We start from the raw sequence: 12,796 nt of genomic DNA on the forward strand, positions 1-12,796 counted from the left end.
CAATGAGCGGAAACATCCTGATCTATGGGGCGACCGGCTACACCGGCAAGCTTGCCGCGCGCATGGCGCATGCGCGGGGACTGAAGCCCATCCTGGCGGGCCGCAACTCGGACAAGCTTGAAGCCGTCGCCGGCCCACTGGGCTTGGCCTGGCGTGCATTCGATCTTGCCGACCCGGCGCGGCTCGACGCTGGCCTGGAAGACGTGGCTGTCGTGCTCTGCATTGCCGGTCCGTTTTCCGCCACCTCGCGGCCGGTCGCGGACGCCTGCATCCGGCGCCACGTTCACTACCTTGATATCACGGGTGAGATTGATGTGTTCGAGGCGCTGGCCGCGCGGGATGCGGAGGCGAAGCAGGCGGGCGTCATGTTGCTTCCCGGCGTCGGCTTCGACGTGGTGCCGAGCGATTGCCTCGCCGCTGAGTTGAAGCGCCGGCTACCCGATGCGGTCGATCTGAAAATCTATATTGGCGCCAGCAGCGCCAACATATCGCGCGGCACCGCGAAGACCGCCGTTCAGGCAATCGCCGCTGGTACGCGCGTTCGCCGCGGCGGCCGTCTGGTCAAATGCGACCGCGCGCGCCGCGGGACGTGCGATTTTGGCCATGGTCCGAGACCAACGGCGCGGATCGCCTGGGGTGACGTTTCGACTGCGTTTTATTCGACAGGAATACCCGATATCGAGGTTCAGGCTGAAGTGGTGCCGGCTCTTGAGGTGATCGTGCGCCTGCCCGGTTTCGTCAAATCAGCCTTGGGGCTCGCGCCCATGCAGAGCTTTCTTAAATCCCTTATCGACCGCCAATCCGAAGGCCCGAGTGACGAGGCGCGACAGTCCGGACGAAGCACACTGGTCGGCGTGGCGCGGAACGCGAAAGGTGAGACTGCTCGCTTACGCCTGAGACTGCCGGACCCCTATACGCTCACTGCCATGACCGCTCTCGACATCGCTCGGCGCGTAACGGCAGGTGAGTTCAAGCTCGGTTTCCAGACGCCAAGCCTCGTCTACGGTGCCGATTACATTCTTGGTTTCGGCGGCGTGACGCGAGAGGAACCGAATGCGTGAAGCGCGCGCGGCCGGCGCTTCCAGTGCCGTAGTTAGTTGACCTGAATTCTGGCGAAAGACCTGAAACGTCTAACCGACCATCCATGAAAGTATGCTCTTCATGGATGGCGGGACGGTGGTGAGCCAAAGCCGCTCCATGCGAAATCTATCCCGGCGCGGCGCCTTGGGTCTGCAACTGAAGCAGATACAACGATTGGCTGGCGCACATGAACAGCATGTTCCGTTTCGGCCCCCCGAACGTCAGGTTCGCGCAGACCTCCGGCAGCCGGATGCGGCCAAGCAGTTTCCCCTCTGGAGAGAATACCAAGACGCCGGCGTAGCCGAGCACGGTGTTGGAGCTGATCCACAGGTTGCCGAAGACATCAGCCCGCATGCCGTCGGGGCCGCATTTCACCCCGTCCACCATCATGTCGGTGAACTGGCGCAGGTTGGCGAGCTTGCCGCCCTGCACGTCGAAGGCAAAGACGACGCTCTTGCCGCCGGGTCCTTGATCGCCCGGACCGCGGCCGGTGCTGATCACGTACAGGATCTTGTAGTCGGGCGAGAAACAGATGCCGTTCGGGTCTGGCAACTGGTCTTCCGTGATCACCACATCCAGCTGGCCGACGGGATCCCAGCGATATACCGTGTTCGGCAGCACCCGCGTGCGTCCCCCGATCACGCCGGCATTCGGCGCGCCGATCCGGGGATTAAGCGTTCCGGCCGTGTTGGTCGGGCCGCCCGCATCGTCCGGATGGCCTTCCGAAAGCGTGTCGCCGTAGGGTGGATCGGTGAACCAGATGCTGCCGTCCGGATGCGGCACCAGATCGTTGGGGCTGTTCAGCGCCTTCCCCTCGAACTGATCGGCGATCACCGTCATCGTGCCGTCGTGCTCCCACCGGACGACGCGCCGGTTGAAATCCTCGGTGGAAAGCTGGCGACCCTGGAAGTCGAAGGCGTTGCCGTTGCTGTTCCACGATGGATCACGGAATTTCGTTACGCGCTGGTCGTCCCAGATGTAACGATACTGAATGTTGGCCTGAACGTCGCTGAACACGAGGTATTGGCCCTCGCTGGACCAGGCCGGCCCTTCCGCCCATTTGAAACCGGTCCAGACCCGCCGGATCGCGGTGATGCCCAGCAGAAGCTGCTTGAAGGTGGGATCGACGACGATGATGTCGGGATCAGGATAGATGTCGGGGGCGGCGCCGCGGCCCCATTGCCGCGCCGGCGTGGTGATAACGCTTGGTGGCGTGGCTTGCGCGGCGTCCGTGCGGTTCTGCGCCCGCGCGCTGTGCCCGAGCAGTGTTGCGCCGGCGGCGCCGGCGATGATCCCGCGACGCGACAGGCCGCGATCGTGCATTGGCATGCTGATTTCCTCCATTACTTGCCGCCTTCTGGCGGTCGTCTTGTCGGTCCGTCGCGACACGCCAGCGACGCCGGCCCGGTCACGCGATGCCATCGTTGCCTTGGCTGGACGGCGCGTCGAGTCTTGGCGTGACCGAAAGCGTCTGGTGAAGGCTTTTTCCGCGGACAGTGTTGCCGCAACGGCGCTGTGCCGCAGCCGTTTCCAGCTTTGATCGTCAGCCGGTAGCCGAACCTGACCTGATCCTTCCACAGGCGTGCTTATCCTGGCGCGCTATGTGCTCACCGACTGAAAAGCCGACAGGCGGTTCCCTTTCCCGGCTCTTCGCGGTCCTGACGCCACTTCAGTTGATTTTCCGCGACACGGTCATTCGCTTCGAGGCATCAGGCGGCCCGCATGCCGGCGGCGAATGTGTTCACCTCGCCGGTCAGTTGCTCCGCCTGGCGCGACAGATTGCCGGCGGCATCCAGCACCAGGTCCGCGGCGGCGCCGGTGCTGGATGCCGCGCGGGTGACGCCGGCGATGTTGGAGGAGACATCCTGCGTGCTGACCGAGGTCTGCTGCGTCGTCTTGGCGATCTCGGCGGTTGCCGCACCTTGCTCCTCCACCGCCGCGGCAATGGCCGTGGCGATCGATCCGACCTCACTGATGATGCGCGCGATGCCGCCGATCGCGTCGACGGCCTCCCTGGTCGAGCCCTGCAACTGCGCCACCTGCGCGCCAATCTCCTCGGTCGCCTTGGCGGTCTGGTTGGCGAGGTTCTTGACCTCGCTCGCCACCACGGCGAAGCCCTTGCCGGCGTCGCCGGCCCGCGCCGCCTCGATTGTCGCGTTCAGCGCCAGCAGGTTGGTCTGGCCGGCGATGGTACTGATCAATTCGACCACCCGGCCGATCTTGCCAGCGCCATCCGCCAGCGCCCGCACGATCGTATCGGTCTGCCGTGCTTCGGCAACCGCCTGCTCGGTCATTCTCGCCGACTGCGCCACCTGCCGCGTGATCTCGCCGATCGAGGCGGTCAGTTCCTCGGCGGCGGTCGCCACGGTCTGCACGCCGGCGCTGGCTTCGTCCGCCGCGGCCGCGACGCTGGAAGCCTGCTGGTTGGTCTGCATCGCGGACCCGGACATCGACTGCGCGGTGGCCTGCAGCTTGACCGCCGCGGTCGCCAGCATCGCGGCCATCGCGGCGACCTTCGTCTCAAACGCCTGGGCCAGGTCCGCCAGCCGGAGCGTCCGCGCCTCCTCGCTCGCCTGCTGCGCCGCCTGCATCGAGGCCAGCGCCGCCGCGCTGATCATGTTGTGCTTGAAAACCTGGATGGTATCCGCCATCGCGCCGATCTCGTCCTTGCGGCCGGTGCCGAAGATCTCCACCGCGGTGTCGTTCTCGGCCAATCGCCGCATAACGCCGGTGATCGCCGCGATCGGTCGTGCCACGCCGGCGACCATGCCCAGCCAGGCGGCGATGCAGATAAGGATGGAAACACCCAGCGTGCCGATGATCCAAAGCCGAGCGGTCGCGTACATCGCGGCACTAGTGTCGGCCGCGGCATCGGCAGTCTGGTTGTTGAAGTAGATGTTGGTGTTCAGCGCGTCGCGGAAATCCATCATCTGCTTCTGGTATGGGCCGAGCAGCAGGGCCGCCGCACTGGTCCGGTTGTTGGCTCGGACGGCGGCCAGAATGGTCTCACTGGTCGCCAGCGCGTCATTCCACTTCTGCTTGAAGACCCTGGTCAGCACTTGCTCCGGCCCTGGGATGACCAGGGGCTCGTAGGCGGCGATGGCTTTTTGTGCCTCGGTGCGGGCGGTCGTCAGCAAGACCTCCGCTGCCGCGTGCGATTGCTCGTCGCTGCTGAACACCACCAGTGCCATATTGCCGTTGTAGCGTTCGGTTTGCGCCGCGACCCGGCCCAGCACGCGGACGCTGGGCAACCAGTTGTGCCGGATGGCGCCAATGGTGTCGTTCAAGGTGGCCATGCGATGGATGGTGAACACGCCCAGCGCGACGGTGGTCACGCAGATGACGGCGAAGGCGATCGCGACCTTGATCCGGATGGACAGGTTTTGGTCCAGTTTGCGCATGGGCCGGGGTCCTTCAGGATGGCAAGCGGGTGAGAGGGTGGGCGGCGGTTGACAGCACGCCCAATCAGCCAGGAAATGCTTGAGAAAGTGTTAAAACCGTCGGGCGGTTTGTCGATACAGGCCTTTTCGCACCGGCGTGCAGCGCCTAAGCGTCGACGCCCGCCAAACCAGAGGACAAGCCGATGCCGATCCCGCCGACCATGACCTATGTCCAAGCCGAGGGCGCCGGCGCGCCGGACGTGCTGCGCCTGGCAAACGGCCCGGTGCCGGAGCCCAAGCCGGACGAGGTGCTGATCCGCGTGCACGCCGCCGGGGTGAACCGGCCCGACGTGGCGCAGCGTCAGGGGTCGTACCCGCCGCCGCCGGGCGCCAGTCCGATCCTGGGCCTGGAAGTCGCCGGCGAGGTCGTCGCGGCGGGCAGTGCGGTCACCGCATGGTCCGTTGGTGATCGCGTCTGCGCGCTGACCAATGGCGGTGGCTATGCCCAATACTGCACCGCGCCGGCGCCGCAATGCCTGCCCTGGCCGAAGGGCTACGACGGGTTGCGGGCGGCCGCCTTGCCGGAGACCGCGTTCACCGTCTGGGCTAACCTGTTCCAGTTGGGTCGCCTGACCGCCGGGGAGACGGCGCTGGTGCACGGCGGCAGCAGCGGCATCGGCGTCACCGCCATCCAGCTCGCGCACGAATTCGGCGCCCGCATCCTGGTTACCGCCGGGTCGGACGACAAGTGCGCCGCCTGCCTGAAACTGCGGGCGGACGCGGCGATCAACTACCGCACGCAGGACTTCGCCGCCGAGGTGAAGGCGCTGACCGAGGGACGCGGCGTGAACGTGATCCTGGACATGGTTGGCGCACCTTACCTGGCGCGCAACATCCGCTGCCTGGGCATGGATGGGCGGCTGGTGCTGATCGCCTTCCTGATGGGATCGAAGGTGGAGGATTTCGACTTCGTGCAGGTGATGGTCCGGCGGCTGGCGATCACCGGCTCGACCATGCGGCCGCGCACCACCGCGCAGAAGGGTGCCATCGCCGCCGATCTGCGGGCGAAGGTCTGGCCGGTGCTGGATGCTGGGCGCTGTCCGCCGGTGATCCATGCCAGCTTCCCGATGGCGCAGGCGGCCGAGGCGCACCGGCTGATGGAGTCGAGCCAGCACATCGGCAAGATCATGCTGACAGTGGGATAGGGACTTAGCATGGCGAGTAGGCGGACGTCCGCGTAAGCTCCTGACTAGACCGAGGACATAAAGGCTGCTCCGTTGCCCGACGAACCACCCTCCAGGTAGGATCGATCCATGCGCATCGCCATCCTCGACGACTACCAGTCCGTCGCGCTGACGATGGCGGACTGGTCTCCACTCAAGGAACGAGCCGAGATCGCCGTTTTCACCGACCATGTCACCGACGAGGCGGTCCTGGCGGAACGCCTGGCGCCGTTCGACATTCTCTGCGTCATGCGCGAGCGAACGCCGCTACGCAGACACCTGATCGAGCAGTTGCCAAATTTGAAGCTCATCGCCTCGACCGGTCCGGTCAACGCGGCCCTCGACGTCGCGGCGGCCGAGGAACGTGGCATCGCGATCATGCACACGGGCTATTCGTCGACGCCGACGATCGAGATGACCTGGGCGCTGATCCTCGCCAGTCAGCGTCATCTGGTGCGCGAGGTCTCTTCCGTGCGGTCCGGCGGCTGGCAGCGGATGGTCGGCGGCGACCTGCACGGCCGCACACTCGGCTTGCTCGGCCTCGGCAACATCGGCGGCGCGGTGGCGCGGATCGGCGGCGCCTTCGGCATGCGCGTGATTGGACGGAGCAAGAACCTGACGCCGGAGAAGGCCGCAGCGGTCGGCGCCGTTGCAGTCCCGAAAGAGCAGTTGTTCGCTGATGCGGATGTCGTCAGCATCCACATGCTGTTGAGCCGCCGCACGCGTGGCCTGGTCGACGCCGGTGCGATCGGCCTGATGAGGCGTAACGCCTGGCTGATCAACACGTCCCGTGGCGCCATTGTGGACGAGGCTGCCCTGCTGGACGCTCTTGTCCAACGGCGGATTGCGGGACTGGCGGTCGATGTGTTCGATGAGGAGCCGCTTCCGGCCGACCACCCGTTCCGCACCATGGATAATGTGCTGGCGACGCCGCACCTTGGCTACGTCAGCGAAGGGCTTTACCGGACGTTCTACGGCGACACGGTCCGCAACATCGTGGATTGGCTTGACCGGGGTGATCCTTAGCTTTGAACGTCTGACGTGTGTCCGACAGCATAGGACGAGTGGACGCTTTGCGAGACATGTCTTGGAGGCCACGCGCGCCGAGCCGTCTAAAGAAGTTGCAGCGGCAAACAGGTGCCTTCGGCCTCAAGCCTGGCGGGGCTCAGGTGTATTGATGGCTGACTTTTCAGTTGTATCTTTTGCAATCTGCCACATGCCGAAATCATGGGGGCAACGGAACCGCCCGACGTCTTGATTTTCGGTAATAGGCGATGATGGAAAAGCCGCCCGATGGCGGCTAGCCGGTATTGAGTGGCCGTTCTCCAAAACTATCCAGCTTCGAACCCCAATCCACGGCTTTGCCGCCTCACCCACGGACGTCACAGCTGACTTATTCGGATGGCGCCAAAACTCGTTAGCGTCACTGTAGTTCATTCCGATGTTCTGGATCAAGGCGCTAGCCCCTCGGGGTACGCAGATCGATATGATGGCGCAGTTGATCGAAAGTGATGTGGCGAGAGGCGCAAAAGCGTAGATTAAAGATAGGCGGCAAAGTATCCCCGGCAAAATCTACAGCTGGGGCCGACCGTTCAAAACCGTACGAAATCAGTTATCTAGCCTTGCTGACCTGATTGCTTGATTCAAGGATCGATCTGCGAAGGGCGATGGTTATCAGACCCGCATCAACAGCGCCCCCCGCGAATACATCGTCCAGCACAGCACGAGGAATGAGTACTATGCCGGATCATGAGCCGCCGGTGACAGCTCGGGATAGCCCGGCAATGAGGTTCAGGCTCTTCCACTGTTGTGTCGTACGAAAAACTCCGGTTATGCTTCGCCTCCCGTTGCGAGTAGGGGGAGGCTGTAGTGGATAAACGAAACCAAGAACTCCGCGACCTCGGCAATGCCCTGCGCGCCAAGCAAGCGCAAGATGCCGCCAACATGGCGGCGATTCGGCAGCGCAACCATAATGCCACAATGGAGAACTATCGCGTTCAAGCCAAGGTCCAAGCGCTAAATGAATCTATTCAGCGCGCACCGAACCGGTCTTCCTGGGTTCAGCCAAGCGTTGGCACTGGCGCTGGAATGGAGGGAGCAGATCGTAACGATGCGTGGCGGCTTGTCGCATTAGCTGTCGCCGGTTTCGCAGGCTGGAAGACCTTTCTCGCGGTGCAACCCACGTACCCTGTCGGAGGAGCGCTCCTCACCGGGGCTATCGTCGCCATTCTAGCATATATGGTTGCAAACAGTTACGTGGTCCGGAAGTTAACCTTGGCGTTATTAAAGGTAGCTGCTGTTCTCGCCTTTGTCGGCGTTGCTCTGTACGCTTTTTCTCACTTTATCCGGTAAAGCGGAGAAGGTCGGAAGTTCGCTATAAACTCGGCTTATCGGCACCACTCGCCGCCGGCCTCCGGTGAAGCCGCCTGTTCCATCGTCTTGTTTGCTGCAATGCCTCCGCGCCTGGCCCACGCCGGAAATACGACCTTAGCATTCGATTGGAAGGAAAAGCCCTGGCTTTCACTGCACGGACCGGCTTGTGTCAGCCAGAATGTATATCCGCCTGCTGGTTGAGCGCGGATATGGGCCTCGCACCTCGCGTCGAGCTTCGGCGAATCCATGTGATCGTGGAAGACCCATTCCCCTCCAACTTCGGGGGTGGCAACACCGCTTATTCCGAAGTAGTGGCCACGTCCGGACCACGAACTAAGACTGAATTCCAACTCATTTCCTAAATGCCGTGCCAAGAAGGTCGTGGAATTGTTGTCGATGCAATATTTATCCCCGTTTGTTGACGCTGCGATCGCTGCAACTGAAAACATGAGCGTCATGACCGCGAGGAGTAAAACCCTGGCCAACATCGAAGCTTGTCCTTTACAGAGGAGTAGGAGCTGGTGACCATATTTAATTCAAGAATTTCTACAATGAGCGCTACCGCGCGTTCGCCTGCGTGGATTGAAGCCATCTAAGCAGGCTCCGCAAGCTCGGGCCCAAATTTCGCCCGTGGGTGCGTTCTGACTGTTTCCGGTAGGGTAAGACACCCTCGAACAAGCCATCAGGCGGCCAAATTATTGGCCCCTGCGTTGATGCTGCGAGGCATTGTCGGAGTCAGGATTTTGGCGTTTCCACTTGCTGACCCATCTGGGCGGCAAATTCGGCTTCGGCCTCCATGACAAGGTTGTTGTCCATATTAGCCTATGCCGCTAAAGGCACAGGAGTGAATGCACGAGACTGGCCGCCTGACGTCATCCAGCCCTGTTGTTTTACTATACAGTTGGCGCTACTCTGCTGGTCCAGACAACATTCTGGAGGCACGCCATGAGGCTTAAGCGGGGCATGGTTCTATTGGTTTGTGCATGCCTTTATGGCGTCCAAGCGCAGGCCCAGTTGATAGAATATTATCATACTCCAGAGGAGGCCGTCGCTGCCGGCGTCGCCCGTGACTTTAAATCGGCATTTCTGAATCTTCGCGCGGCTGCGCTGTCTAAACAGGAATTACAAGGAGAGATCGCTAATGCGCGGAACGCCTTTCTCGATGGTTGCGCCGAGGGCGTTAGGGATCCGCGAGCCGAAGCCGACTTCGCAGCTGCCCTGCAAAAGAAGGATTTTTATTATCTTCCTTTTTATGTGACAGGCGGATCAGTGCAATCGCTACCGATGGTAATGGACCGCGCGACTGGAGGCGCGGTGGACGGTGGTATCCCGCGCAGTGCGGCGTTTTCCTTTCAAGCGTGGGCTAACGCAATCTCCGAAATGCTGCGCGGGGTCGGATCGAACGATACCGAAGCAATTGGGGCCGCGGCTGAGCGAAGCAAGTTGCTTTATGCGCAATACGTCTCCTTCCGGAACGAAGCGGAAATAGAGTATTGGCGCAAAAACCGCAAATTGTTCGGAAGAGCCTCCGAGAATGATCCGGAAGGACTGGCGGACACCTATGTCCGGGTCGATCTGGTTCCGCAAATCACGTTTTTATATGGAGGCGAGCCGGACAAATTAGCGGCCTTAAAAACATGGAGCGAGCAGGTTAGAGCTGCTATCATTGCTTACGAAAAAGCACAGCCGACCGTCGATTCAGCCGTTCGAATCATGCAGGGTGCTAACTATCCTCCGGACATCATCCAGGCCTTCACCGACGAGGTCAACAAGGCCAGTCAAAATGGCCGCACCAACCAAGCTGTATTAGTGCAAGCCTATGCTAGGGCGCTCATGGCGAACGATAAGAGGAAGGACCCGAACCAGAAGCATCCGAGGGTGCCCGACATGACTGGCCTCCAGTCTGAACTGAAAGACAAAGCGGATCCCCAAGCGGCCGACCAAGTGAATCGTCTGGTGCGTGCCGACCCGTATCCCGTGCCCTACGATTCTTATACGTTTGCACGCTTCCATATGGTGCATGGAGACTTTTATGTCTCTGCTCCACCAATACTTCCAGGTGCAGACTGGTGCACGGGCCACCTCCCTGCTGGAGCACAATCTCCTTCGGTCGCCTCCGACCGTGCAGCGGCTGCTCAAGTTGCTGAGCAAGCCGCCGCTGCACGGGCGATCCGGGCTCAGCTCGAGCGCAGGGTCGCGGAGCGGAAGGCTGCGGAGCAGAAGGCGCGCGACGACGCTGCAAATGCCATGGCGGGGGTCACCACGGCGCGCGCAGCCGTTGCTTCCGCACTGGCAGGGGTTGCTTACGGGCCGGATATTAATGGCTTACGCCTTGGTATGCCTGCCGCACAGGCCGATGAGGTGGTGCGCCGCCAAATGCAGGTCGGCGCGGTGGTTGAGGCAACTTCCTTAACGGTCCCCTACCTCACTAAGGGTCTCGGTCGCGTTCGCATCTTCATTAGCAAGAACAGGACTGAGCAAGTGACTCTCCTTCTTCACGAGGCGAAGACGGGTCCAGTCGTCGGCATCCGACGCGAGGCTTTGACGGACAGTACGGTTACCGATGCCACACTTAAGGAGAAGTATGGTCCTCCGCAACTTATCACCCCAGTGGGTCACTGGTCATGGGGCGTAGAAAGCTCGCCGTGCGTCCTTCAAAACGATGCGCTAGACAATCTAAAGATGTTGGAAGGAACTTCCTCCCCATTTGGACCGCAGATGGTACTGCGACGGACGATGTCGGGGTTTGGCATGATTGCACCACTTCCAGGTAGTGCGCCTGCGGCCATCTCCAACTGGTCTAAATGCGGCGCATTGTTGCAGATCAATCGATATCATGGGGAACTTGAAGAGAGCCTATACGATGCGCGAATTTTCGGCATAGACCTTGCCGACGCGCAGGCAATGGGATCGCAGACGGCCTCAGCGCCGAAGCCTTAAACCTCTGCGAGCCCGCCTGCGGCGCAAGGGCGATGATCCTGGCCACATGCTGACACTATCGAGCGGGCAGGGTTCGATCCCTCATTGTCGATGGATGTCGATGCCGTGGGACTTTTCGTGTTGGCAGAATCCTTGGGTTTCGGAGATGCCGAGCCTGACTAACACCTTTCGGTTATGTTTCTACGGGCTCGGCGCAAAAGCTGGCGCATTCTATTTCCTCCAAAGCCCAGCAAGCGCGCGGTCGTCGATCTACGTCGGCATGACGAGCGGGCGCGCCCGGCATCAAGACCCTCGGCCACCAACATCACCACCCCGGCGGCGGCTTGAACCCCATCCACGCCTTCTCCAGCAACGCCGCCGCCGCGATCGTCGTCCGGTCGCCGTAGAGCGGGCCGGTGATCTGCACGCCCAGCGGCAGGCCGGCCCTGGTGACGCCCATCGGCGCGACGGTTCCCGGCAGATGATAGCCGCCGGTCAGGCCAGGCCAGAACAGCAGGTCGTTGTAGGCGATATCCTGGCCCTCGACGGTGATCCGCCGCTGCCACGGCTCGCCGTCCTGCCGGTGCGGCAAGGCGGCGGTGCCGAAGGCGGGGCACAGCAGCACGTCCCACTCCTGAAAGAACGCGGTCGAGGTTCGGCGCCATTTGAACCGCTGCTCGTTCAGGCCGAGCCAGGCGCGATGGGTGACCTCCAACATGCGGAGCATGATGGCATCGGCGCTGGTATCGCTGTCGGGCAGCACGTCCAGGCGCTTGCGCTTCGCTTCGACCACCGCATCGGTCATGCGGCCGCTCCAGCCGGCATCCAGGAGGCGAAGATACAGGTGGTACGCCTCAGTCGGATCAAACTCAGGCCGCGCGGTGCGGCTGACGGTGACACCCTGACGTTCCAGCCCGTCAGCCAGTCCGAGCAGCATCGCCGCCGTCTCGGCGTCAGTCGCCTGGCCCGGCTGGTCCGCCCAGACCGCGACCCGCAGATCCTTCAGGCCGGTGAAGCGCGGCGCCGGCAGGTTCAGCGTCAGCGCGGTCTCGTCCGGGTCGGGGCCGGCCATCACCTCCAGCGCCACCGCCAGGTCCGCGGCGGAACGCCCCAGCGGGCCAATGACGGAGATATCCGTGCCGGCGGCGGAGCTGATCGCCGGGTCGCCAAAGTTCGGCAGCAGGCCGAACGTCGGCTTGTGGCCAAAGACGCCGCAGAAATGCGCCGGCACGCGGATCGATCCGCCGATATCGCTGCCGATCTCGAACCCGGTCAGGCCGGCGGCCAGCGCGGCGGCCGACCCGCCGGAGGACCCGCCCGGCGTATGCGCGGCGTTCCATGGGTTCGAACTGGTGCCGTAGACCGGGTTGTAGCTCTGCCAGTCGGACAGATCGACGGGAACATTGGTCTTGCCAAAAATCACCGCGCCGGCCGCTTCCAGCCGCCTGATCGCGATCGAGGACATGCCGACCGGCTTGTCCTTCATCGCCATATGGCCGCGCGTGGTCGGCAGGCCCTGGACGTCGAAACTCTCCTTCACCGTGGTGGGCACGCCAAACAGCGGCGCGGACTTGTCGGCCTGGGAATCCAGCGCGCGGGCACGGGCGCGGGCGCGGTCGAAGTCGCGCACGACGACAGCGTTGATACGACTGTCATGCGCCTCGACGCGGGCGATGTAATGATCCAGCAGCTCCAGCGCGCCGAGGTCGCGGGTTCTGACCAGGTTGGCCAAGGCGGTGGCGGACAGGAATGTGGGGTCCATGACGGCGGTCCTTCTGCGGCGGGCGGCAGCGTCGCATTCCTGGCCGCGCGGTTCAACGG

At 62.7% G+C, this 12,796-nt stretch carries 9 protein-coding genes; 5 read left to right on the forward strand and 4 right to left on the reverse strand.

The annotated features are described in order from the left end of the window. Window positions 1-2: 2 nt before the first annotated feature. Window positions 3-1,061: a saccharopine dehydrogenase family protein gene (locus ACQY4S_RS16595; RefSeq protein ID WP_428486343.1), complete on the forward strand. Its 1,059-nt coding sequence runs from the start codon at window positions 3-5 to the stop codon at window positions 1,059-1,061. A gap of 145 nt (window positions 1,062-1,206) precedes the next feature. Here ACQY4S_RS16595 and ACQY4S_RS16600 read toward each other — a convergent pair whose 3' ends face one another. Then, window positions 1,207-2,409 carry an SMP-30/gluconolactonase/LRE family protein gene (locus ACQY4S_RS16600; protein ID WP_428486344.1) on the reverse strand — a complete coding sequence of 401 codons (1,203 nt, stop codon included), beginning with the start codon at window positions 2,407-2,409 and terminating at the stop codon, window positions 1,207-1,209. Window positions 2,410-2,789: 380 nt separating this feature from the next. Beyond that, complete coding sequence (locus ACQY4S_RS16605; RefSeq protein WP_428486345.1) at window positions 2,790-4,481, reverse strand: methyl-accepting chemotaxis protein; 1,692 nt, start codon at window positions 4,479-4,481, stop codon at window positions 2,790-2,792. A 182-nt stretch (window positions 4,482-4,663) separates the two neighbouring features. Here ACQY4S_RS16605 and ACQY4S_RS16610 point away from each other — a divergent pair, with 182 nt between their 5' ends. The 3 genes from ACQY4S_RS16610 (at window position 4,664) to ACQY4S_RS16620 (ending at window position 8,035) form a co-directional block, all read left to right on the forward strand. Beyond that, window positions 4,664-5,665 (forward strand): NAD(P)H-quinone oxidoreductase, encoded by a 1,002-nt coding sequence (locus ACQY4S_RS16610; protein WP_428486346.1) that lies wholly within the window; start codon window positions 4,664-4,666, stop codon window positions 5,663-5,665. 108 nt (window positions 5,666-5,773) lie between these two features. Then, window positions 5,774-6,709, forward strand: a complete 936-nt coding sequence (locus tag ACQY4S_RS16615; protein ID WP_428486347.1) for a D-2-hydroxyacid dehydrogenase family protein — start codon at window positions 5,774-5,776, stop codon at window positions 6,707-6,709. 843 nt (window positions 6,710-7,552) lie between these two features. Continuing rightward, window positions 7,553-8,035 (forward strand): hypothetical protein, encoded by a 483-nt coding sequence (locus ACQY4S_RS16620; protein WP_428486348.1) that lies wholly within the window; start codon window positions 7,553-7,555, stop codon window positions 8,033-8,035. A gap of 35 nt (window positions 8,036-8,070) precedes the next feature. On the opposite strand, the gene ACQY4S_RS16625 is transcribed toward ACQY4S_RS16620, so the two are convergent. Continuing rightward, on the reverse strand, window positions 8,071-8,544 hold the full coding sequence (locus ACQY4S_RS16625) for a hypothetical protein (protein WP_428486349.1): 474 nt from the start codon (window positions 8,542-8,544) through the stop codon (window positions 8,071-8,073). Window positions 8,545-9,001: 457 nt separating this feature from the next. Between ACQY4S_RS16625 and ACQY4S_RS16630 the strand changes: the two genes are divergently transcribed. Next, complete coding sequence (locus tag ACQY4S_RS16630) at window positions 9,002-10,996, forward strand: hypothetical protein (protein ID WP_428486350.1); 1,995 nt, start codon at window positions 9,002-9,004, stop codon at window positions 10,994-10,996. A gap of 304 nt (window positions 10,997-11,300) precedes the next feature. Here the strand turns inward: ACQY4S_RS16630 and ACQY4S_RS16635 are convergent, their stop codons facing one another. Beyond that, window positions 11,301-12,737 (reverse strand): amidase, encoded by a 1,437-nt coding sequence (locus ACQY4S_RS16635; protein ID WP_428486351.1) that lies wholly within the window; start codon window positions 12,735-12,737, stop codon window positions 11,301-11,303. Window positions 12,738-12,796 lie beyond the last annotated feature (59 nt).

This window comes from Rhodopila sp. (assembly GCF_965276935.1).
Lineage (GTDB): Bacteria > Pseudomonadota > Alphaproteobacteria > Acetobacterales > Acetobacteraceae > Rhodopila.